The sequence below is a fragment of the Halomonas mongoliensis genome (genome assembly GCF_052496345.1).
This window is the reverse complement of the sequence record NZ_CP199288.1, coordinates 2051857-2073366: the sequence shown is the minus strand read 5'-3', so window position 1 is coordinate 2073366 and position 21510 is coordinate 2051857. Positions and strand designations below refer to the sequence as shown.

33 protein-coding genes are annotated in these 21510 nt (G+C 62.9%); 1 reads left to right on the top strand and 32 read right to left on the bottom strand.

From position 1 onward, the window contains the following. The first annotated feature begins 23 nt into the window (after positions 1 to 23). The gene (gene uvrA, locus ACRYRV_RS09815; protein ID WP_444985283.1) at positions 24 to 2885 is read left to right on the top strand and encodes an excinuclease ABC subunit UvrA; all 2862 of its coding nucleotides are present in this window, start codon (positions 24 to 26) and stop codon (positions 2883 to 2885) included. 230 nt (positions 2886 to 3115) lie between these two features. On the opposite strand, the gene rplQ is transcribed toward uvrA, so the two are convergent. The 32 genes from rplQ to rpsL form a co-directional block, all read right to left on the bottom strand. Beyond that, positions 3116 to 3508, bottom strand: a complete 393-nt coding sequence (gene rplQ, locus ACRYRV_RS09810) for a 50S ribosomal protein L17 (RefSeq protein WP_169959407.1) — start codon at positions 3506 to 3508, stop codon at positions 3116 to 3118. Positions 3509 to 3547: 39 nt separating this feature from the next. After that, the gene (locus ACRYRV_RS09805; RefSeq protein WP_253446327.1) at positions 3548 to 4546 is read right to left on the bottom strand and encodes a DNA-directed RNA polymerase subunit alpha; all 999 of its coding nucleotides are present in this window, start codon (positions 4544 to 4546) and stop codon (positions 3548 to 3550) included. A 79-nt stretch (positions 4547 to 4625) separates the two neighbouring features. Further along, positions 4626 to 5246 carry a 30S ribosomal protein S4 gene (gene rpsD / locus ACRYRV_RS09800; protein WP_253446330.1) on the bottom strand — a complete coding sequence of 207 codons (621 nt, stop codon included), beginning with the start codon at positions 5244 to 5246 and terminating at the stop codon, positions 4626 to 4628. Between the two features lie 12 nt (positions 5247 to 5258). After that, positions 5259 to 5645, bottom strand: coding sequence for a 30S ribosomal protein S11 (gene rpsK, locus ACRYRV_RS09795; protein WP_013331014.1), 387 nt, complete (start codon positions 5643 to 5645; stop codon positions 5259 to 5261). Between the two features lie 39 nt (positions 5646 to 5684). Then, positions 5685 to 6041 (bottom strand): 30S ribosomal protein S13, encoded by a 357-nt coding sequence (rpsM, locus tag ACRYRV_RS09790; RefSeq protein WP_253446333.1) that lies wholly within the window; start codon positions 6039 to 6041, stop codon positions 5685 to 5687. Positions 6042 to 6165: 124 nt separating this feature from the next. Then, the gene (rpmJ, locus tag ACRYRV_RS09785) at positions 6166 to 6279 is read right to left on the bottom strand and encodes a 50S ribosomal protein L36 (RefSeq protein WP_008959154.1); all 114 of its coding nucleotides are present in this window, start codon (positions 6277 to 6279) and stop codon (positions 6166 to 6168) included. Between the two features lie 76 nt (positions 6280 to 6355). Then, positions 6356 to 7687 carry a preprotein translocase subunit SecY gene (gene secY / locus ACRYRV_RS09780; protein WP_253446336.1) on the bottom strand — a complete coding sequence of 444 codons (1332 nt, stop codon included), beginning with the start codon at positions 7685 to 7687 and terminating at the stop codon, positions 6356 to 6358. After that, positions 7688 to 8122, bottom strand: a complete 435-nt coding sequence (gene rplO / locus ACRYRV_RS09775) for a 50S ribosomal protein L15 (RefSeq protein ID WP_253446339.1) — start codon at positions 8120 to 8122, stop codon at positions 7688 to 7690. A 3-nt stretch (positions 8123 to 8125) separates the two neighbouring features. Next, positions 8126 to 8308, bottom strand: a complete 183-nt coding sequence (gene rpmD / locus ACRYRV_RS09770; RefSeq protein WP_253446342.1) for a 50S ribosomal protein L30 — start codon at positions 8306 to 8308, stop codon at positions 8126 to 8128. Between the two features lie 5 nt (positions 8309 to 8313). Beyond that, complete coding sequence (gene rpsE, locus ACRYRV_RS09765) at positions 8314 to 8814, bottom strand: 30S ribosomal protein S5 (RefSeq protein WP_444985286.1); 501 nt, start codon at positions 8812 to 8814, stop codon at positions 8314 to 8316. An 11-nt stretch (positions 8815 to 8825) separates the two neighbouring features. Further along, complete coding sequence (gene rplR / locus ACRYRV_RS09760) at positions 8826 to 9176, bottom strand: 50S ribosomal protein L18 (protein WP_023007536.1); 351 nt, start codon at positions 9174 to 9176, stop codon at positions 8826 to 8828. A gap of 9 nt (positions 9177 to 9185) precedes the next feature. Next, the gene (gene rplF, locus ACRYRV_RS09755; protein ID WP_299315848.1) at positions 9186 to 9716 is read right to left on the bottom strand and encodes a 50S ribosomal protein L6; all 531 of its coding nucleotides are present in this window, start codon (positions 9714 to 9716) and stop codon (positions 9186 to 9188) included. A 9-nt stretch (positions 9717 to 9725) separates the two neighbouring features. Then, a complete protein-coding gene (rpsH, locus tag ACRYRV_RS09750) occupies positions 9726 to 10118 on the bottom strand; it encodes a 30S ribosomal protein S8 (RefSeq protein ID WP_253446352.1) in 393 nt (130 codons plus the stop codon). 32 nt (positions 10119 to 10150) lie between these two features. Continuing rightward, entirely contained in the window at positions 10151 to 10456 is a 306-nt protein-coding gene (gene rpsN, locus ACRYRV_RS09745; protein WP_253446356.1) for a 30S ribosomal protein S14, read from the bottom strand. A 10-nt stretch (positions 10457 to 10466) separates the two neighbouring features. Beyond that, a complete protein-coding gene (rplE, locus tag ACRYRV_RS09740; RefSeq protein ID WP_253446359.1) occupies positions 10467 to 11006 on the bottom strand; it encodes a 50S ribosomal protein L5 in 540 nt (179 codons plus the stop codon). A gap of 18 nt (positions 11007 to 11024) precedes the next feature. Further along, entirely contained in the window at positions 11025 to 11342 is a 318-nt protein-coding gene (gene rplX, locus ACRYRV_RS09735; RefSeq protein WP_016419091.1) for a 50S ribosomal protein L24, read from the bottom strand. A gap of 14 nt (positions 11343 to 11356) precedes the next feature. Next, positions 11357 to 11728, bottom strand: coding sequence for a 50S ribosomal protein L14 (gene rplN / locus ACRYRV_RS09730; protein ID WP_183332926.1), 372 nt, complete (start codon positions 11726 to 11728; stop codon positions 11357 to 11359). A 52-nt stretch (positions 11729 to 11780) separates the two neighbouring features. Beyond that, the gene (gene rpsQ / locus ACRYRV_RS09725) at positions 11781 to 12041 is read right to left on the bottom strand and encodes a 30S ribosomal protein S17 (RefSeq protein WP_253452282.1); all 261 of its coding nucleotides are present in this window, start codon (positions 12039 to 12041) and stop codon (positions 11781 to 11783) included. Between the two features lies 1 nt (position 12042). Then, positions 12043 to 12234, bottom strand: a complete 192-nt coding sequence (rpmC, locus tag ACRYRV_RS09720) for a 50S ribosomal protein L29 (RefSeq protein ID WP_253446362.1) — start codon at positions 12232 to 12234, stop codon at positions 12043 to 12045. Further along, positions 12234 to 12647: a 50S ribosomal protein L16 gene (gene rplP / locus ACRYRV_RS09715; RefSeq protein WP_253446365.1), complete on the bottom strand. Its 414-nt coding sequence runs from the start codon at positions 12645 to 12647 to the stop codon at positions 12234 to 12236. Before rplP ends, rpmC begins: the two co-directional genes overlap by 1 nt. 15 nt (positions 12648 to 12662) lie before the next feature. Further along, positions 12663 to 13361: a 30S ribosomal protein S3 gene (gene rpsC, locus ACRYRV_RS09710; protein WP_253446368.1), complete on the bottom strand. Its 699-nt coding sequence runs from the start codon at positions 13359 to 13361 to the stop codon at positions 12663 to 12665. A gap of 11 nt (positions 13362 to 13372) precedes the next feature. Continuing rightward, a complete protein-coding gene (gene rplV, locus ACRYRV_RS09705) occupies positions 13373 to 13705 on the bottom strand; it encodes a 50S ribosomal protein L22 (RefSeq protein ID WP_010626471.1) in 333 nt (110 codons plus the stop codon). An 18-nt stretch (positions 13706 to 13723) separates the two neighbouring features. Then, positions 13724 to 13999 carry a 30S ribosomal protein S19 gene (gene rpsS, locus ACRYRV_RS09700; protein WP_008959165.1) on the bottom strand — a complete coding sequence of 92 codons (276 nt, stop codon included), beginning with the start codon at positions 13997 to 13999 and terminating at the stop codon, positions 13724 to 13726. Positions 14000 to 14021: 22 nt separating this feature from the next. Continuing rightward, entirely contained in the window at positions 14022 to 14849 is an 828-nt protein-coding gene (gene rplB, locus ACRYRV_RS09695; RefSeq protein ID WP_253446371.1) for a 50S ribosomal protein L2, read from the bottom strand. A 17-nt stretch (positions 14850 to 14866) separates the two neighbouring features. After that, positions 14867 to 15163: a 50S ribosomal protein L23 gene (rplW, locus tag ACRYRV_RS09690; protein ID WP_110070670.1), complete on the bottom strand. Its 297-nt coding sequence runs from the start codon at positions 15161 to 15163 to the stop codon at positions 14867 to 14869. Next, on the bottom strand, positions 15160 to 15765 hold the full coding sequence (gene rplD / locus ACRYRV_RS09685) for a 50S ribosomal protein L4 (protein WP_253446374.1): 606 nt from the start codon (positions 15763 to 15765) through the stop codon (positions 15160 to 15162). The genes rplW and rplD overlap by 4 nt, the downstream gene beginning before the upstream one ends. Before the next feature lie 14 nt (positions 15766 to 15779). Beyond that, positions 15780 to 16418 carry a 50S ribosomal protein L3 gene (gene rplC / locus ACRYRV_RS09680; RefSeq protein ID WP_299315832.1) on the bottom strand — a complete coding sequence of 213 codons (639 nt, stop codon included), beginning with the start codon at positions 16416 to 16418 and terminating at the stop codon, positions 15780 to 15782. 165 nt (positions 16419 to 16583) lie between these two features. Beyond that, on the bottom strand, positions 16584 to 16895 hold the full coding sequence (gene rpsJ / locus ACRYRV_RS09675) for a 30S ribosomal protein S10 (RefSeq protein WP_045990862.1): 312 nt from the start codon (positions 16893 to 16895) through the stop codon (positions 16584 to 16586). 161 nt (positions 16896 to 17056) lie between these two features. Beyond that, positions 17057 to 18250 carry an elongation factor Tu gene (gene tuf / locus ACRYRV_RS09670; protein WP_253446380.1) on the bottom strand — a complete coding sequence of 398 codons (1194 nt, stop codon included), beginning with the start codon at positions 18248 to 18250 and terminating at the stop codon, positions 17057 to 17059. Between the two features lie 29 nt (positions 18251 to 18279). Next, a complete protein-coding gene (gene fusA / locus ACRYRV_RS09665; RefSeq protein WP_253446384.1) occupies positions 18280 to 20400 on the bottom strand; it encodes an elongation factor G in 2121 nt (706 codons plus the stop codon). A 48-nt stretch (positions 20401 to 20448) separates the two neighbouring features. After that, the gene (gene rpsG, locus ACRYRV_RS09660) at positions 20449 to 20919 is read right to left on the bottom strand and encodes a 30S ribosomal protein S7 (protein ID WP_253446388.1); all 471 of its coding nucleotides are present in this window, start codon (positions 20917 to 20919) and stop codon (positions 20449 to 20451) included. Positions 20920 to 21050: 131 nt separating this feature from the next. After that, positions 21051 to 21425 (bottom strand): 30S ribosomal protein S12, encoded by a 375-nt coding sequence (gene rpsL, locus ACRYRV_RS09655; RefSeq protein ID WP_110070664.1) that lies wholly within the window; start codon positions 21423 to 21425, stop codon positions 21051 to 21053. Positions 21426 to 21510 lie beyond the last annotated feature (85 nt).

Here is a 21510-nt window from a genome sequence, read left to right as displayed (position 1 = left end):
TTTGCCGCGGCCACGAGGTAGGAATGGACAGGATTCTGGTCAGGGGTGCGCGCACCCACAACCTGAAGGAGATCGACGTCGAGCTGCCCCGGGACAAGCTGATCGTGGTCACCGGGCTCTCCGGCTCCGGCAAGTCGTCGCTGGCCTTCGATACCCTCTATGCCGAGGGGCAGCGCCGCTACGTGGAGTCGCTCTCCACCTATGCCCGCCAGTTCCTGTCGATGATGGAGAAGCCCGACGTCGACCATATCGAGGGGCTCTCTCCGGCGATCTCCATCGAGCAGAAGTCCACCTCCCACAACCCCCGCTCCACGGTGGGGACCATCACCGAGATCTACGACTACCTGCGCCTGCTGTTCGCCCGGGCCGGCACGCCCCGCTGCCCGGAGCACGGCGAGGACCTGGAGGCACAGACCGTCTCCCAGATGGTGGATCAGGTGCTGGCCCTGCCCGAGGGCAGCAAGCTGATGCTGCTGGCCCCGGTGGTCAAGGGGCGCAAGGGGGAGCACCTGCAGCTGCTGGCCGAGCTGCGCGCCCAGGGCTTCGTGCGCGCCATGATCGACGGCCAGGTGCTGGAGCTCGACGACGTCGCGCCTCTCGACAAGAACAAGAAGCACGACATCAGCGTGGTGGTGGACCGCATCAAGGTGCGCGACGGCCTCCAGCAGCGCCTGGCGGAGTCCTTCGAGACGGCCCTGGGGCTCTCCGACGGCGTCGCCATGGTCCACTTCATGGAGGGCGAGCGCGAGGATATCGCCTTCTCGGCGCGCTTCGCCTGCCCCCAGTGCGGCTACTCCATCGCCGAGCTGGAGCCGCGCATGTTCTCCTTCAACAACCCCGCCGGCGCCTGCGCCACCTGCGACGGCCTGGGGGTCCAGCAGGTGTTCGACCCCGACAAGCTGATCAGCCATCCGGAGCTCTCTCTGGCGGAGGGGGTGATCAAGGGGTGGGACCGGCGCAGCGTCTTCTACTTCAACCAGCTCCAGGCCGTGGCGGAGCACTACCGCTTCACCCTGGAGACCCCCTGGCAGGAGCTCGCCCGCCACGAGCGCGAGGTGATCCTCCACGGCAGCGGTCACGACGAGATCGCCTTCCACTACGTCAACGACCGCGGCCGCAAGGTGACCCGCCACCACCCCTTCGAGGGGGTGCTGCCCAACCTGCAGCGGCGCTACCGCGAGACCGAGTCCAATATGGTCCGGGAGGAGCTGGCCCGCTACATCGCCGTACAGCCCTGCCCCGCCTGTCACGGCTCCCGGCTGCGCAAGGAGTCCCGCCACGTCTTCCTCGACGAGCACACCCTGCCGCAGATGGTGCACCTGCCCATCGGCGAGGCCTGGCGCTACTTCAAGACCCTCGAGCTACCGGGCCGCCGCGGCGAGATCGCCGTGAAGATCGTCAACGAGATCCACGCCCGCCTGGAGTTCCTGGTCAACGTGGGGCTCGACTACCTGACCCTGGAGCGCAGCGCCGACACCCTCTCCGGCGGCGAGGCCCAGCGCATCCGGCTGGCGAGCCAGATCGGCGCCGGCCTGGTGGGGGTCATGTATATCCTCGACGAGCCCTCCATCGGGCTGCACCAGCGCGACAACGACCGCCTGCTCAAGACCCTGGAGCATCTGCGCGACCTGGGTAACACCGTGATCGTGGTGGAGCACGACGAGGACGCCATCCGCGCCGCCGACCATGTGCTCGACATCGGCCCCGGGGCCGGGGTCCACGGTGGCCGGGTCATCGCCCAGGGCACCCCCGAGGCGGTGATGGCGACCCCAGAGTCGCTCACCGGCCAGTACCTGGCCGGCACCCGGCGCATCGAGGTCCCGCCCTGGCGGATTCCCGGCAACCCGGAGAAGGTGCTCCGCCTGGTGGGGGCCACCGGCAACAACCTCCAGGACGTGACCCTCGAGCTGCCGCTGGGGCTCTTCATCTGCGTCACCGGCGTCTCCGGCTCCGGCAAGTCGACGCTGATCAACTCGACGCTGATGCCCATCGCGGCCCGGGAGCTCAACCACGCCACCAGCCTCACCCCGGCTCCCCACCGCGGCATCGAGGGGCTCGATCAGCTCGACAAGGTGATCGACATCGACCAGAGCCCCATCGGCCGCACGCCGCGCTCCAACCCGGCCACCTACACCGGCATCTTCACCCCGATCCGCGAGCTCTTCGCCGGCACCCAGGAGGCGCGCTCCCGGGGCTACAAGCCGGGGCGCTTCTCCTTCAACGTCAAGGGCGGGCGCTGCGAGGCGTGCCAGGGCGAGGGGATGATCAAGGTGGAGATGCACTTCCTCCCCGACATCTACGTGCCTTGCGACGTCTGCAAGGGGAAGCGCTACAACCGCGAGACCCTGGAGATCCAGTACAAGGGCAAGAGCATCGACGAGGTGCTGCAGATGACCGTGGAGGACGCCCTGGCGTTCTTCTCCCCGGTGCCGGCCATCGCCCGCCGCCTGCAGACCCTGCTCGACGTGGGACTCTCCTATATCCGCCTGGGGCAGAGCGCCACGACGCTGTCCGGCGGCGAGGCCCAACGGGTCAAGCTGGCCCGGGAGCTGGCCAAGCGCGACACCGGCAAGACCCTCTATATCCTCGACGAGCCCACCACCGGGCTGCACTTCGAGGATATCCGCCAGCTGCTCACCGTGCTGCACCGCCTGCGCGACCACGGCAACACCATCGTGGTGATCGAACACAATCTGGACGTGATCAAGACCGCCGACTGGATCGTCGACCTCGGCCCCGAGGGCGGCTCCGGCGGCGGGCGCATCATCGCCGAGGGCACCCCAGAGCAGGTGGCGAAGATGGAGGCCTCCCATACCGGGCGCTTCCTGGCGCCGCTGCTGGAGCGGGCCGAGCAAAGCAAGAAAAGGACAGAAAGCGTCAACTGATGCCCCAGAGGGCAGCGGCGCCGGGGGCAGGCCTGGAGGGGGTCCTACGCCAGGGATGGCGTCGGTAGCGCCCAGGGAGGGGTTCACAGCGCCCCCGCTCAGGCCTGTCGCCGGAAAAGCCTCGGATTCAGCCCACTCACCGGAACTCCTCTCAGCATGCCCAAGATGAAAAAAACCGGCCCCTCGAGAGGGGCCGGTTTGGCGTGCCTTGGCGGAAGGCCGGTCGAGGATCACTCCTCGGTGGCGGCTTCCTCGGCCTCGACGACCGGACGGTCGACGAGCTCGACGTAGGCCATGGGGGCGTTGTCGCCGGTGCGGAAACCGCACTTGAGAATACGGACGTAACCGCCCGGACGCTCGACGTAACGCGGACCCAGCTCGTTGAACAGCTTGCCCACCGCTTCCTTCGAGCGGGTGCGGGCGAAAGCCAGACGACGATTGGCGACGCTATCCTGCTTGGCCAGGGTGATGAGCGGCTCGATGACGCGACGCAGCTCCTTGGCCTTGGGCAGGGTTGTCTTGATGACCTCATGCTCGATCAGCGACACGCTCATGTTCTTGAACATGGCCTGGCGATGCGAGCTGGTCCGATTCAGATGACGACCACTCTTACGATGACGCATGGTTGTGATTCCTTACCAAACTGGGACTCGAGTCGGCGCTCACGCGGAGGCCTTGTCGTCCTTCAGGCTAGCCGGCGGCCAGTTCTCCAGCCGCATGCCCAGGGAAAGACCGCGCGCTGCCAGAACGTCCTTGATCTCGTTCAGGGACTTCTTGCCGAGGTTGGGGGTCTTCAGCAGCTCCACTTCGGTGCGCTGGATCAGATCCCCGATGTAGTAGATGTTCTCGGCCTTCAGGCAGTTGGCGCTGCGAACGGTCAACTCGAGATCGTCTACGGGGCGCAGCAGGATAGGATCGATATGATCCTCTTCCTCTTCCACTTCCTGTTCCTTGTCGGCTTCCAGGTCGACGAACGCACCCAGCTGCTCCTGCAGGATGGTGGCGCTGCGACGGATTGCCTCTTCCGGATCCAGGGTGCCATCGGTTTCCAGGTTGATGATCAGCTTGTCGAGGTCGGTGCGCTGTTCAACACGCGCGGCCTCGACGCTGTAGGAAACACGACGCACGGGGCTGAAGGTCGCATCCAGCTGCAGGCGGCCGATGGCACGAGATTCATCGTCGGCGCCGACGCGGGCATCTGCCGGCTCGTAGCCGCGACCGCGCGCCACCTTGAGCTGCATCTTCAGCTCGGCGCCCTCATTGACATGGGCGATGACGTGGTCGGGGTTGACGATCTCGACATCGTGGTCGAGGGCGATATCACCCGCGGTCACGACGGCCGGGCCCTGCTTGTTCAGCGAGAGCATCGCCTCGTCGCGGCTGTGCATCTTGATCGCCACGTCCTTGAGGTTCAGGAGGATCTCGATGACATCTTCCTGGACGCCTTCGATCGCGCTGTACTCGTGATCGACGCCGCTGATCTCGGCTTCCACCACGGCGCAGCCGGGCATGGACGAGAGCAGGATACGACGCAGTGCGTTGCCCAGGGTGTGGCCGAAGCCACGCTCGAAGGGCTCGAGCACGATCTTCGCGTGATGTGCGCTGATCTCTTCGACCTTGATGTCGCGCGGACGAAGAAACTCGGTCACTGAACGCTGCATATGTACACCTATCAGGCTGCCAAACGGATACTCGGTACTCGGAGCCGACCCCCGCCAGGGGGTCGGGCGCTAGCAGCGCTTACTTGGAGTACAGCTCGACGATCAGGGCCTCGTTGATGTCGGCAGTCAGGTCGCCACGCTCGGGCAGCGCCTTGAAAGTGCCTTCCATCTTCTTGGCATCGACCTCGATCCAGGTCACATCGCCGCGGTTGGCGGCAATGGACAGGGCGTTCTGGATGCGCGCCTGATTCTTCGCCTTCTCGCGAACGGAGACCACGTCACCCGGCTTGACCTGATAGGACGCCACGTTGACGGTCTTGCCGTTCACGGCGATGGCCTTGTGGCTGACCAGCTGACGAGCCTCGGAGCGGGTCGAGCCGTAGCCCATGCGGTAGACGACGTTGTCCAGTCGGGATTCGAGAAGCTGCAGCAGCACTTCGCCGGTCGCGCCCTTGAGACGGGCCGCTTCCTTGTAGTAGTTGCGGAACTGCTTCTCGAGTACGCCATACATACGACGTACTTTCTGCTTCTCGCGAAGCTGCAAGCCGTATTCGGAAAGACGCTGACGGCGCTGGCCGTGCACACCCGGAATCTGCTCGGATTTGCACTTCTTCTCGAAGGGAGTGACACCGCTCTTCAGAAAGAGGTCGGTCCCCTCACGACGAGACAGTTTGCACTTCGGTCCAATATAACGAGCCATGAATCTGTCTCCTTAAACGCGGCGTTTCTTCGGCGGACGGCAGCCATTGTGGGGAATGGGCGTCGCGTCGGTGATGCTCTGCACGCGGAAGCCGGCGGCGTTGAGTGCGCGCACGGCGGATTCACGGCCAGGACCGGGGCCCTTGACCAGCACGTCGACGTTTTTCACACCATACTCGGCTGCAGCGGTCGCTGCACGCTCGCTTGCTACTTGAGCAGCGAACGGGGTGCTCTTGCGAGAACCACGAAAACCCGAACCACCGGCAGTCGCCCAGGAAAGAGCGTTGCCCTGGCGGTCTGTGATCGTAATGATCGTGTTGTTAAAAGAGGCGTGGATATGCGCTACCGCATCCACCACCTGCTTTTTAACCTTTTTACGGTTGCTACGCGGGTTAGCCATGTTGATGTTTCTTCCTGTCTTTACGCCAGAACGTGCGTGTTATTTGCGGATCGGCTTGCGCGGGCCCTTACGGGTACGCGCATTGGTCTTCGTACGCTGACCACGCAGCGGAAGACTACGACGATGACGCAGACCACGGTAGCAACCCAGGTCCATGAGACGCTTGATATTCAGCGTGACATCACGGCGAAGGTCACCTTCTACGGTGTACTTGCCGACCTCGGAACGCAGGGTGTCAAGCTCTTCGCTAGACAGCTCCTGGATCTTGGTGGTCGGCGCGATGCCGGACGCGGCACAGATCTCCTGTGCGCGAGTGCGGCCAATCCCGAAGATATAGGTCAGCGAGATCGCCGCATGCTTGTTGTCCGGGATATTGACGCCTGCAATACGGGCCATCAGCTTACTCCGAAATTTGAGCGGCTTGCTCGTTGGGTCATCTACAAAAGGCGCAACAGCATACCCCTTTACCCCGGAAAGGGCAAGAGGCATGCCGGCGCCGGTCCATCACAGTGCCAGGGGATCAGCCCTGACGCTGCTTGTGCCGCGGCTCGCTGCAGATGACGCGGACAGCGCCATTGCGACGAATGATCTTGCAGTTGCGGCACATTTTCTTTACGGAAGCTCGAACTTTCATCGTTCCTCTCCAAGGTTGGCTCGCGCCGCGGACCGATGCCTCGACCCGCGGCGCGCCAATTCACGTGCGGCACGCCTCAGCGCATGATGCCGCCGCTGCCGTAGCCTTTCAGGTTGGACTTCTTCATCACCGACTCGTACTGGTGCGACATGAGGTGCGACTGCACCTGGGCCATGAAGTCCATGATGACCACCACGATGATCAGCAGGGCCGTGCCACCGAAGAAGAACGGCACGTTCCAGGCCACGATCAGGAACTGGGGCATCAGGGAAACCGCAGTGATGTACAAGGCGCCGAACAGGGTCAGACGGGTCATGACCTTGTCGACATAGCGAGCGGTCTGCTCGCCCGGACGAATCCCCGGCAGGAAGGCACCCGACTTCTTGAGGTTGTCGGCGACGTCCTTGGGATTGAAGACCAGCGCTGTGTAAAAGAAGCAGAAGAATACCACCGCCGCGGCGAAAAGCAAGATGTGCAGCGGCTGACCCGGGCCAAGGGCCTGGGAAGCGCGCTGCAGCCACTCGAGGCCGTCACCTGAACCGACCCACTGCCCCATGGAGGCGGGGAACAGCAGGATGCTCGAGGCGAAGATGGGCGGAATCACGCCCGCCATGTTCACCTTGAGCGGCAGGTAGCTGCTCTGGCCGGCATACATCTTGTTGCCCACCTGGCGACGCGGGTAGTTCACCGTGATGCGGCGCTGACCGCGCTCGATGAACACCACGAAGGCCACGGTGGCCACACCCAGGGCCGAAAGGGCCAGCAGCGGCAGCACGTTCCAGGCGCCTTCGTTGCGAGCCAGCTCGAAGGCCTGACCGACGGCGCCGGGCAGGCCGGCGACGATACCGGCGAAGATCAGCAGCGAGATACCGTTGCCGATCCCCTTCTCGGTGATCTGCTCGCCCAGCCACATCAGGAACACCGCACCGCACACGAAGGTGACGATGGCGGTGAAGTAGAAGCTGAAGTCGGCCGTATAGGCGATGCCCTGGCTGGCCAGGCCCACCGACATGCCGGTGCCCTGCACCAGGGCGAGCAGCACGGTGCCGTAGCGGGTGTACTGGCTGATCTTGCGACGGCCGGCCTCGCCCTCCTTCTTGAGCTGCTCAAGATGGGGCGAGACGGCAGTCAGCAGCTGCATGATGATCGACGCCGAGATGTAGGGCATGATGCCCAGCGCCATGATGCTCATGCGCTCCAGGGCGCCACCCGAGAACATGTTGAACATGCCCAGGATGGTGCCCTGCTGCTCCCTGAACAAGGCAGCAAGCTGGTCAGGATTCATACCGGGCACGGGGATGTGGGCACCGATTCGGTACACCACGATGGCGAGGAGCACGAAGCGCAGACGCGCCCACAGTTCACTCAGACCGCTGCCCATCGCCGGCATCTTTCCTGACTTGGCCATTTAGTCCTCTACCTTGCCGCCGGCGGCTTCGATCGCGGCACGGGCACCCTTGGTGACCTTGATGCCGCGGACGGTAACCGCCTTGTTCAGTTCGCCGGAGAGGATCACCTTCGCGTGCAGCGTGGCGTCCTTCAGCACGTTGGCCTGCTTCAGGGTCTCGAGGGTGACTTCGTCACCGGCAACCTTGGCCAGTTCGGCCAGGCGCACTTCCTCGGAGACCAGCGACTTCATGGAGGTGAAGCCGAACTTCGGCAGACGACGCTGCAGCGGCATCTGACCGCCCTCGAAGCCGGGCTTGACGCTGCCGCCGCTGCGCGACTTCTGGCCCTTGTGACCACGGCCGCCGGTCTTGCCCAGACCGGAGCCGATGCCACGACCGACACGCTTCTCGGCGTGCTTGGAGCCCGGTGCCGGGCTCAGGCTATTGAGTTTCATGGATTACTCTCCCTCAACGCGCACAAGGTAGTTCACCTTGTGGACCATGCCGCGCACGGCAGGGGTGTCTTCCAGTTCAACCGTATGACCGATGCGGCGCAGCCCGAGGCCCTTCATGGTGGCCTTGTGCTTGGGCAGGATGCCGATGGTGCTGCGGGTCTGGGTAACCTTGATCGTTGCTGCCATGGTGCTCACCCCGTGATTGCTTCGACGGACAGACCGCGCTTGGCGGCGATGTCATCCGGCGCTTGCATGGAGGTCAGGCCCTTGACGGTAGCCCGCACCACGTTCACCGGGTTGGTGGAACCGTAGCACTTGGCCAGAACGTCATGGACGCCCGCCAGTTCCAGCACGGAGCGCATGGCGCCGCCGGCGATGATACCGGTACCTTCGGAGGCCGGCTGCATGTACACCTTGGAGGCGCCGTGACGGGCCTTGACCGGGTACTGCAGGGTGCCACCCGCGAGGTTGACCTTGACCATGTTGCGGCGAGCCTGGTCCATGGCCTTCTGGATCGCGACCGGCACTTCACGCGCCTTGCCACGACCGAAGCCGACCCGGCCCTTGCCGTCGCCTACGACGGTCAGGGCGGTGAAACCGAAGATACGGCCACCCTTGACCACCTTGGCGACACGGTTGACCTGGACCAGTTTCTCCTGGAGGTCGCCGCTTTGCTGTTCGTTCTTCGCCATCGTAAAACCCTTTAGAATTCCAGGCCGCCTTCACGAGCGGCGTCGGCCAGGGCCTTGACGCGGCCGTGGTACTTGAAACCGGCACGATCGAAGGCTACCTGGGTGATGCCTGCTTCTTTAGCGCGTTCGGCAATCAGCGCGCCCACCTTGGCGGCGGCGTCGGCGTTGCCGGTAGCACCCTCACGCAGGGCCTTGTCCAGCGTGGAAGCGCTGGCGAGGACCTTGCCACCATCCGGCGAGATGATCTGCGCGTAGATGTGACGGGGGGTACGGTTGACGCACAGGCGATACACGCCCAGCTCGCGGATCTTGGCGCGAGCGCGGCGGGCACGACGGAGACGAGATTCTTTCTTCGCGTTCATAACCCTGCCTTACTTCTTCTTGGCTTCTTTGCGACGCACCTGCTCGTCGGCGTACCGGACACCCTTGCCCTTGTAGGGCTCGGGCGGACGGAAGGCGCGGATTTCCGCGGCAGCATGGCCGAGCTTCTGCTTGTCCGCGCTCTTCAGCACGATCTGGGTGTTCTTGGGCGTTTCCGCCGTGACACCCTCAGGCAGCGTGTAATCGACCGGGTGCGAGAAGCCCAGTGACAGATTGAGCGTCTGGCCCTTGGCCTGGGCACGATAACCGACGCCGATGATTTCGAGGGTCTTGGTGAAGCCTTCGCTCACGCCGGTGACCAGGTTCTGAACCAGGGCACGGGTGGTGCCGACCATGGCCCAGCTCTTGGCGGACTCACTCGGAGTGAAGGTCAGCTGACCCTCTTCCTGACCGATCACCACGTCGGGGTGAATGGTCAGTGACAGAGTGCCCTGGCCGCCCTTGGCGGTCAGCTGGTCACCGTCGAACTTGATCTCGACGCCAGCGGGCACTTTTACCGGATATTTGGCTACGCGGGACATTCCAAACTCCTAGAATACGGTGCAGATGACTTCGCCACCGACACCGGCCTTGCGAGCCGCGCGATCGGTCATCACACCCTGAGAGGTAGTGACAATCGCGATTCCCAGACCATCGGCGACCTTCGGCAGCGCGTCCTTGCCCTTGTACTGACGCAGGGACGGCTTGGACACGCGCTGCAGGTGCTCGATGACCGGCTTGCCCTCGAAGTACTTGAGGGTAACGGTCAGCTCGGGCTTGGCGCTATCGGCCACCGCGAAGTCGGTGATGTAACCCTCTTCCTTCAGCACGCGGGCCACCTCGACCTTCAGCTTGGAGGACGGCATGGTGACCGTCTCCTTGGTGGCCATCTGCGCATTGCGGATACGGGTGAACATATCCGCCAGAGTGTCTTGCATGCTCATTTACGTTGCGCTCCTGATATCTCTACGTGGCGTTACCAGCTGGACTTCTTGAGCCCGGGCACGTCGCCACGCATGGCGGCTTCACGCAGCTTGTTGCGGCCGAGACCGAACTTGTTGTAGAAGCCGTGCGGACGGCCAGTGACGCGACAGCGGTTACGCTGACGCACCGGGCTGGAGTCGCGCGGCAGCTGCTGCAGCTTCAGCGTTGCCTCGAAGCGCTCTTCGTCGGAAGCGTTCACGTCCTGGATGATCGCCTTGAGCTCAGCACGCTTGGCGGCGTACTTCGCTACCAGCTTGGTGCGCTTGAGCTCACGCTCTATCATGCTCTTCTTTGCCATGGTCCCACCCTTATTTCTTGAACGGGAAGTTCAGCGCGCTCAGCAGCGCACGACCTTCGTCATCGGTGTTGGCGGTGGTGGTGATGGTGACATCCAGACCACGGATCCGATCGATCTTATCATACTCGATCTCCGGGAAGATGATCTGCTCACGCACCCCCATGGAGTAGTTGCCACGACCGTCGAAGGACTTCGGGTTGAGACCACGGAAGTCACGAACGCGGGGGATCGCGATATTCACCAGGCGATCGAGGAAGTCCCACATGCGCTCGGAGCGCAGGGTCACCTTGATCCCGATCGGCCAGCCTTCACGCACCTTGAAGCCCGCGATGGACTTGCGTGCCTTGGTCACCATCGGCTTCTGACCGGAGAGCTTCTCCATGTCACCGATGGCATTCTCGATCAGCTTCTTGTCGCTGGTCGCTTCGCCGATACCCATGTTCAGGGTCACCTTGGTGATCCGGGGTACCTGCATAACGTTGGCGTAGCTGAACTGCTCTTTGAGTTGAGCCACCACCTCGTTCTGATAACGTTCTTTCAAGTTCGCCATTTTGCTACCCGACTCGCGTTAGGCGTCGATCTGCGTCTGCGTCGACTTGTAGATACGTACCTTGGTACCGTCTTCCTTAACCTGGAAGCCGACGCGATCCGCCTTACCGGTCTCCTGATTGAAGATGGCTACGTTGGACGCGTGAATCGGAGCCTCGCGCTCGACGATACCGCCCTGATTGCCCGCCATGGGGTTGGGCTTGGTGTGACGCTTGATCATGTTCACACCGGACACGACAAAGCGGTCGTCCTTCAGGACGCGCTTGATGGTGCCTCGCTTGCCCTTGTCCTTGCCGGCGATGACGATCACTTCATCGTCACGTTTGATCTTTTGCATATCCGCCTCGCTCCTTACAGCACTTCAGGCGCCAAGGAAATGATCTTCATGAACTTCTCGTTCCGAAGCTCACGGGTCACCGGCCCGAAGATACGGGTACCGATCGGCTGTTCGTTGGTGTTGTTCAACAGAACCGCCGCATTTCCGTCGAAGCGGATCAGCGAACCGTCGGGACGACGGACGCCACTACGGGTGCGAACCACCACCGCCTTGAGGACCTGGCCCTTCTTGACCTTGCCACGCGGAATGGCTTCCTTCACCGTGACCTTGATGATGTCGCCAACGTGGGCGTAGCGACGGTGTGAACCGCCCAGCACCTTGATGCATTGCACCCGGCGCGCCCCGCTGTTGTCGGCGACATCCAGCATTGTCTGAGTCTGAATCATCGGTTTTCTCCAAACCTAATCTGACTGCACTGGTTTGACAGGCGTGAGCCGATCAGCCCTTGGCCTGCTCGACCACCTCGACCAGCGTCCAGGACTTGTTCCTGGACAGCGGACGGCACTCCTGGATGGAGACCGTGTCACCGGCCTTCGCCTGGTTCGCCTCGTCATGGGCGTGCAGCTTGGTGGAGCGCTTGACGTATTTTCCGTAGATCGGGTGACGCTCACGGCGCTCGATCATCACGACGATGGACTTGTCCATCTTGTCGCTCACCACCTTGCCGGTGAGCGTACGGGTTTTCTTCTCTGCGGCCATCTCAGTCACCTGCCTTCTCGTTGAGCACAGTCTTCACCCGGGCGATGTCCCGACGAACCTGCTTGAGCAGATGAGTCTGGCTGAGCTGGCCGGTGGCCTTCTGCATGCGCAGGTTGAACTGCTCGCGGAGGAGTTCGAGGAGCTGACTGTTCAGCTCGTCGACTGACTTTTCACGAATTTCCTGGGCTTTCATCACATCACCGTCCGTTTCGCAAAGGTGGTGGATACGGGCATCTTCTGGGCGGCGAGAGAGAAGGCCTCACGAGCCAGCTCTTCGGACACGCCCTCGATCTCGTACAGGACCCGGCCCGGCTGGATCTGTGCGACCCAGTACTCGACGGAGCCCTTGCCCTTACCCATACGGACTTCGAGAGGCTTCTTGGAAATCGGCTTGTCCGGGAATACGCGGATCCAGATCTTGCCGCCACGCTTGACGTGACGGGTGATCGCACGACGGCCGGCTTCGATCTGGCGCGCAGTAATGCGGCCGCGACCGGTTGCCTTCAGGCCGTATTCCCCGAAGCTGATCTTGCTCCCGCGATGCGCCAGGCCACGGTTACGGCCTTTCTGCATCTTGCGGAATTTCATACGCTTGGGTTGTAACATCGACTCGCTCTCCCCTTACCTGGAACCTTTCTTCTTGGAGGGCGCGGCCTGAGGCTGCTTCGCCTTGGCGCGGACCTCTTCGATGCCCCCGAGGATCTCACCCTTGAAGACCCACACCTTGACACCGATGATGCCGTAGGTGGTCTTGGCCTCGTAGGTGGCGTAGTCGATGTCCGCACGCAGGGTGTGCAGCGGAACACGACCTTCCCGGTACCACTCGGTGCGAGCGATCTCGGCGCCACCCAGGCGACCGGAGAGCTGCACCTTGATGCCGCCGGCACCCAGACGCATGGCGTTCTGTACCGCGCGCTTCATGGCGCGACGGAACATGACGCGGCGCTCGAGCTGGCCAGCGATGTTCTGAGCAACGAGCATGGCATCCAGCTCGGGCTTGCGAACTTCCTCGATGTTGACGTGCACGGGCACGCCCATCATCGCGGTGACCTCACGACGCAGGCGATCGACATCCTCGCCCTTCTTGCCAATCACGATGCCCGGACGGGCGGTGTGAATGGTGATGCGTGCGTTGTTGGCCGGACGCTCGATGGTGATGCGGCTCACGGAGGCGTTCTTGAGACGCTCTTCCAGGAAGCGGCGCACTTCGAGGTCGTTGTTCAGCTTGTCGGCATAGGCGCCGCGCTCGGCATACCAGACCGAGGTATGGTCCTTGACGATACCCAGGCGGATGCCTGTCGGATTGACTTTCTGACCCATCTGGTCGACTCCTACTTCTCGGCTACCTTGACGGTGATGTGGCAGGTGCGCTTCAAGATACGATCCGCGCGGCCCTTGGCACGCGGCTTGATACGCTTGAGCGTCATGCCCTCATCGACGCAGATGGTCGAGACACGCAGCTCGTCGATATCCATGCCGTTGTTTTCTTCCGCATTCGCGATGGCGGACTGCAGCACCTTCTTGACCAGCTTGGCAGCCTTCTTCGGTGAGAAGGTCAGCAGGTCGAGCGCCTCGGCGACCGGCTTACCGCGCACCTGGTCAGCCACCAAACGGGCCTTCTGGGCGGATAAACGAGCGCCACGCAGCTTAGCTGTGACTTCCATCTCTCAATCCTCTCTGGCTTACCGTTTGGCTTTCTTGTCCGCCGCATGACCGCGATAGGTGCGGGTAGCAGCGAATTCGCCCAGCTTGTGGCCAACCATTTCCTCGGAGACATGCACCGGGACGTGCTGGCGACCGTTATGGACTGCAATGGTGAGCCCGACCATGTTGGGCAGGATCATGGAGCGACGCGACCAGGTCTTGATCGGTTTGCGGTCGCTCTTCTCCACTGCAGCCTCAACCTTCTTCAGCAGATGAAGGTCAATAAAGGGACCTTTCTTCAGTGAACGTGGCACAGCCGTTACCTCTTAATGTCTGTTACTTGGCCTTGCGGCGACGAACGATCAGCTTGTCGGTGCGCTTGTTCTTACGGGTCTTGTGGCCCTTGGTGGGGATACCCCACGGGGAGACCGGGTGACGACCACCGCTGGTGCGGCCTTCACCGCCACCGTGCGGGTGATCCACCGGGTTCATGGCCACGCCGCGAACGGTCGGACGCACACCTCTCCAGCGCTTTGCACCGGCCTTGCCAAGCTGACGCAGGCTGTGCTCGGAGTTGCTCACTTCACCCAGGGTCGCGCGGCACTCGCTCAGCACCTTGCGCATCTCGCCGGAGCGCAGACGCAGGGTGGCGTAGTTGCCTTCGCGGGCGACCAGCTGGGCGCTGGTGCCGGCGCTGCGAGCGATCTGGGCGCCCTTGCCGGGCTTGAGCTCGATGCAGTGCACGGTGGAACCCAGCGGGATGTTACGCAGCGGCAGGGCGTTGCCCTTCTTGATGGCTGCGTTCACGCCGGACTCGAGCTTGTCGCCTGCGCTCACGCCCTTGGGCGCGATGATGTAGCGACGCTCGCCGTCCAGGTACTTGAGCAGCGCGATATGGGCGCTACGGTTCGGATCGTACTCGAGGCGCTCAACGACGGCCGGAACGCCATCCTTGGTGCGCTTGAAGTCGATGATCCGGTAGTGCTGACGGTGACCACCGCCCACGTGGCGGGTGGTGATGCGACCGTTGTTGTTACGACCACCGCTGCGGGACTGCTTCTCGAGCAGCGGCGCATACGGCTTGCCCTTGTGCAGGTCGTTGCCAACGATCTTGACGACGTGGCGACGGCCGGCGGATGTGGGTTTGGTCTTGACGATTGCCATTGTCCGTACTCCTGCCCTTATTCGGCGCCAGAGAAGTCTTCAAGGGTCTCACCGGCGGCCAGCGTAACGTAGGCCTTGCGGTAACCCTTGCGATGACCCAGACCGTGCGCGGTGCGCTTGGTCTTGCCCTTGACGTTCAGCGTCTGAACGCGGTCGACCTTCTTGCCGAACAGAGCCTCGACGGCCTTCTTGATCTCGGGCTTGGTCGCGTCGCTGGCCACCTTGAACACGTACTGGTTGCGTTCGGCAGCCATGGCGGCCTTCTCGGTCACGTGCGGACCCAGCAGGACCTTGAATACACGCTCCTGGTTCATGCCAGCTTCTCCTCGAATTTGCGCAGGGCGGAGACGGTGACCAGCACCTTGTCGAAGGCGACCAGGCTCACCGGGTCAGCGGCGGCCACGTCCACCACATCCACGTTGGGGATGTTGCGGGCGGCCAGGTAGAGCTTCTCGTCGACCTCTTCGGTGACGATCAGCACCTTCTCCAGGCCCAGCTCTTCGAGCTTGGCGACCAGCTGCTTGGTCTTGGGTGCCTCGACGGTGATCTCCTCGACGGCCACCAGACGCTCCTGGCGAACCAGCTCGGAGAGGATCGAGCGCATCGCCGCACGGTACATCTTGCGGTTGACCTTTTGGCTGTGGTCCTGGGGACGCGCCGCAAAGGTCACGCCGCCGCTGCGCCACAGCGGAGAGCGGATGGTACCGGCACGAGCGCGGCCGGTGCCCTTCTGGCGCCACGGCTTCTTGCCGCCGCCACGCACGTCGGAACGGTTCTTCTGGGCGCGGGTGCCCTGGCGACCACCGGCCAGATAGGCGGTGACGACCTGATGCACGAGCGCTTCGTTGAATTCTTTGCCAAAGGTGACGTCGGACACTTCGACGGTGCCGGCGCCGGCAGCAAGATTCAGATTCATCGGTGTATTCCCCTTCAGCCTGCTTTCACGGCGCTGCGCACGATGACGTCACTACCGGTGGCACCGGGCACGGCGCCCTTGACCAGCAGCAGGTTGCGTTCGGCGTCTACGCGCACGACTTCGAGGCTCTGGACGGTGCAACGAACGTTGCCCATCTGACCAGCCATCTTCTTGCCCTTGAACACGCGGCCCGGGGTCTGGCACATGCCGATGGAGCCCGGCGCACGGTGGGACAGGGAGTTACCGTGGCTGTTGTCCTGGGTACGGAAGTTCCAGCGCTTGACGGCGCCCTGGAAACCCTTGCCCTTGGAGGTGCCGGTCACGTCGATCTTCTGACCAGCTTCGAAGAGGGATACGGTGAATTCGCCGCCCACTTCCGGAGCCTCATCGCCTTCTTCAAGACGGAACTCCATCAGCGAACGACCGGCCTCGACACCCGCCTTGGCGAACTGACCCGCCTGGGACTTGGTGAGGTGCTTGGCCTTGCGGGAGCCGGTTGTCACCTGAACCGCGGCGTAGCCGTCGGACTCGACGGTCTTGACGCGAGTGATGCGGTTGGGCTCAACCTCGATCACGGTTACGGGCACGGATGCGCCATCTTCGGCAAAGACGCGGGTCATCCCGGCCTTCTTACCGACCAAACCGATAGTCATACTCAGTCTCCTATAGTGTACGGGGCTATCACCCGCTATGGCTGCCCTTTCCAGAGCATTCCACTAGCACGTTGTATGGCGCCTCACGGCGCGGCGGCTGCTGCTCATCCAAGCTCTTCGAAAGAGGCGACGAGCGCTGGGCCGCGAGTGTCTAGTGTGGAAATATCAGTCGAGCTTGATCTGCACGTCCACGCCAGCGGCGAGATCGAGCTTCATCAGGGCATCGACGGTCTTTTCCGTGGGCTCGACGATGTCGAGTACACGCTTGTGGGTACGAATCTCGTACTGGTCGCGCGCGTCCTTGTTGACGTGCGGCGAGACCAGCACGGTGTACCGCTCGCGATTGGTCGGCAGAGGGATCGGACCACGAACCTGAGCGCCGGTACGCTTGGCGGTCTCTACGATCTCCGCGGCGGACTGGTCGATCAGGCGATGGTCGAAGGCCTTCAACCGAATGCGAATCTTCTGGTTCTGCATTAGCCCTTAACTCCAATGGATCTCGACGGCGCGAGCCGTCTACCCACGCATTCAAAGGATGCGCATTATAGGTGCGCCGCGGACGAGTGTCAAACACTCTCCGCGGTGCGCAGAAAGGGGGCCCCTGACGGAGCCCCCTTCGATCGCCATTCAGCCGAAGCTTACTGGACGATCTTGGCCACGACGCCGGCGCCGACGGTGCGGCCGCCTTCACGGATGGCGAAGCGCAGGCCTTCGTCCATGGCGATCGGGGCGATCAGGGTAACAACCATCTTGACGTTGTCGCCCGGCATGACCATCTCGACGCCTTCCGGCAGCTCACAGGTGCCGGTGACATCAGTGGTACGGAAGTAGAACTGCGGACGGTAGCCCTTGAAGAAGGGAGTGTGACGACCACCCTCTTCCTTGGACAGCACGTACACCTCAGCCTCGAACACGGTGTGCGGGTTGATGGTGCCCGGCTTGGCCAGAACCTGACCACGTTCGACTTCGTCACGCTTGGTGCCGCGCAGCAGGGCGCCGACGTTCTCACCGGCACGACCTTCGTCGAGCAGCTTGCGGAACATCTCGACACCGGTAACGGTAGTCTTGGTGGTGTCACGGATACCGACGATCTCGATCTCTTCGCCGGCCTTGACGATGCCGCGCTCGATACGACCGGTCACCACGGTGCCGCGGCCGGAGATGGAGAAGACGTCCTCGATCGGCATCAGGAACGGCTGGTCGATAGCGCGCTCCGGCTCCGGAATGTACTCGTCCAGGGCCTTGATCAGGTTGGCAACGGCGGTGGTGCCCATGCCGTTCTCGTCCTCACCGTTCAGCGCCATCAGGGCAGAACCGGTGATGATCGGGGTGTCGTCGCCCGGGAAGTCGTACTCGTTCAGCAGCTCGCGAACTTCCATCTCGACCAGCTCGAGCAGCTCCTCGTCGTCGACCATGTCGGCCTTGTTCAGGAACACGACGATGTACGGAACGCCAACCTGACGGGACAGCAGGATGTGCTCGCGGGTCTGCGGCATGGGGCCGTCAGCGGCGGAACAGACCAGGATAGCGCCGTCCATCTGGGCAGCACCGGTGATCATGTTCTTGACGTAGTCGGCGTGACCGGGGCAGTCGACGTGAGCGTAGTGACGCTGCTCGGACTGGTACTCCACGTGAGAGGTGGCGATGGTGATACCGCGCTCACGCTCTTCCGGGGCGTTGTCGATGGTGTCGAACTCGCGCCAGTCACCGCCGAACACCTCGGCGGAGACGCGGGTCAGGGCCGCAGTCAGAGTGGTCTTGCCGTGGTCGACGTGACCGATGGTGCCGACGTTGACGTGCGGTTTGGAACGCTCAAATTTTTCCTTAGCCACTGCTATAACCTCTTTACGTTAGCTAACGGTTAACCGTTTTGGTTGATGACGGCTTCAACGACGCTGGACGGCGCCTCTTCGTAATCCGCAAACTCCATGACGTAGCTTGCGCGGCCCTGGGTCTGAGAACGCAGATCGGTCGCGTAACCGAACATCTCAGCCAACGGAACCCGAGCGCGGATGATCTTGCCCATGGAGGAGTCATCCATGCCCGAAACAAGGCCGCGACGGCGGTTCAGGTCGCCCATGACGTCACCCATGTAGTCCTCGGGGGTCACGACCTCGACCTTCATCACCGGCTCCAGCAGCACGGCCTTGGCCTTCTTGGCACCTTCTTTGATCGCCATGGAAGAGGCGACCTTGAACGCGGTCTCGTTGGAGTCCACGTCGTGGTAGGAACCATCGTACAGCGTAACCTTGACGTCGATCATCGGGTAGCCCGCGATGACACCGTTCTGCAGCTGCTCGTAGGCCCCTTTCTCGACGGCCGGCACGTATTCCTTGGGAACCACGCCGCCGACGATCTCGGAAGCGAATTTGAAGCTCATCTCTTCATCTTCGCCCTTGTCTTCCTTGGTGAGCGGCTCGATGCGCAGCCAGACGTGGCCGTATTGGCCGCGACCGCCGGACTGGCGCACGAACTTGCCTTCCTGCTCCACCGTGCCGCGAATGGTCTCGCGGTAGGCCACCTGCGGCTTGCCGATGTTGGCCTCGACCTTGAACTCGCGACGCATGCGGTCAACGATGATGTCCAGGTGCAGCTCGCCCATGCCGGAGATGATGGTCTGGCCGGTCTCTTCGTCGGTCTTGACGCGGAAGGAGGGATCCTCCTGGGCCAGCTTGCCCAGCGCCACGCCCATCTTCTCCTGGTCGGCCTTGGACTTGGGCTCCACGGCCACGGAGATGACGGGGTCCGGAAACTCCATGCGCTCCAGGATGATCTTGTCTTCCTGGTCGCAGAGGGTATCACCGGTGGTGACGTCCTTCATGCCGATACAGGCGGCGATATCGCCGGCGCGCACTTCCTTGATCTCCTCGCGGGAGTTGGCGTGCATCTGGACGATACGGCCGACGCGCTCCTTCTTCATCTTCACGGAGTTGAAGACGCTGTCGCCGGACTTCAGCACGCCGGAGTAGACGCGGATGAAGGTCAGGGTACCAACGAAGGGGTCGGTGGCGATCTTGAAGGCCAGGGCAGCGAAGGGGGCGTTGTCGTCCGCCTCGCGAGTGGCCACGGTGCCGTCCTTGTCGTCCAGCTCACCCTCGATGGCCTTGACCTCGGTGGGTGACGGCAGGTACTCGATGACCGCATCCAGCACCGCCTGCACGCCCTTGTTCTTGAACGCGGAGCCGCAGGTGACCAGGACGATCTCGTTGTCGAGGGTACGACGACGCAGGCCGGCCTTGATCTCTTCCTTGGTCAGCTCACCGCCTTCCAGGTACTTGTCCATCAGCTCCTCGGACGCCTCGGCGGCGGCCTCGACCATCTGCTCGCGGTACTCCGCAGCGGTCTCCTGGAGCTCGGCCGGAATATCGACGAGGTCATAGGTGGTGCCGAGGTCAGCCTCGTTCCACTTGATGGCCTTCATCTCGATCAGGTCGATGACGCCCTGGAACTCCTCCTCGGTGCCCCAGTTGATCTGGATCGGCACGGCGTTGGCGCCCAGGCGATCCTTGAGCTGATCGACGACCATGAAGAAGTCGGCACCGGTGCGGTCCATCTTGTTGACGAACACCATGCGCGGCACTTCGTACTTGTTGGCCTGACGCCACACGGTCTCGGTCTGCGGCTGCACGCCGGAAGAGCCGCACAGCACCACGACAGCACCGTCGAGAACCCGCAGGGAGCGCTCCACCTCGATGGTGAAGTCGACGTGCCCAGGGGTGTCGATGATGTTGATGCGGTGCTCATCGAACTGGTGGTTCATGCCCTTCCAGAAGGTGGTCACGGCAGCGGAGGTGATGGTGATACCCCGCTCCTGCTCCTGCTCCATCCAGTCGGTGGTGGAGGCGCCTTCGTGAGTCTCGCCCAGCTTGTGGTTGACACCGGTATAGAACAGCACGCGCTCGGTCGTGGTGGTCTTGCCGGCATCGACGTGTGCGACGATACCCAGGTTGCGGTAGCGGTTTAGTGGAGTCTTGCGAGCCACGGTGGAACTCCCCGTTGGTTGGCGGTGCGATGATTGGCGCTACGCTTATCAGAAGCGATAGTGCGAGAAAGCCTTGTTGGCTTCCGCCATGCGGTGCACGTCTTCACGCTTCTTGACCGCGGAGCCCTTGCCTTCGGCGGCATCGAGCATCTCGCCTGCGAGGCGCTGCACCATGGTCTTCTCGCCGCGACGACGAGCCGCATCCACCAGCCAACGCATGGCCAGCGCCTGACGGCGGGACGGGCGAACCTCGACCGGCACCTGATAGGTCGCACCGCCGACGCGGCGGGACTTCACCTCGACCATGGGCTGGATGGTTTCCAGCGCCTTGTCGAAGATCTCCAGCGGGTCTTCATTACTGCGCTCGGCAACCCTGTCCAGCGCACCGTAGACGATACGCTCAGCTGTGGACTTCTTCCCGCTGACCATCAGGTGGTTCATGAACTTAGCCAGACGCTCGCTTCCGAACTTGGGATCCGGGAGGATCTCGCGCTTGGCCGCAACTCTTCTTCTAGGCATGATAAGCCCTCTGTTGAAGGGTCCTTCAGGTAAACCCGAGACTCCCGCACGCTCGACTCGAACCCGCGACGCTCGACCTTACTCTTATCAGACCGATATCAATTCTGGATGAATGCGTGTGCCGAGACCTATCAGGCCTTGGGACGCTTGGCGCCGTACTTGGAACGGCCCTGCTTACGGTTCTGCACGCCGGAGGTGTCCAGGGCGCCACGCACGGTGTGGTAGCGAACACCGGGAAGGTCCTTGACGCGGCCGCCGCGGATCAGGACCACGGAGTGCTCCTGCAGGTTGTGGCCTTCACCACCGATGTAGGACGAGACCTCGAAACCGTTGGTCAGGCGCACACGGCAGACCTTACGCAGGGCCGAGTTCGGCTTCTTCGGGGTGGTGGTGTAGACGCGGGTGCAGACGCCGCGCTTCTGCGGACAGGCCTGCAGCGCCGGCACGTCGCTCTTGCTGACGGGGCGCTTGCGCGGCTTGCGCACGAGCTGATTAATCGTTGCCATGGGTAGTAGCTGACTCCAATGGGTTGCCTTGGCCTTTTCCAGGGGTGCGGGCGTACCCGCCCCACTGTTAAAGGCTGCGCATTCT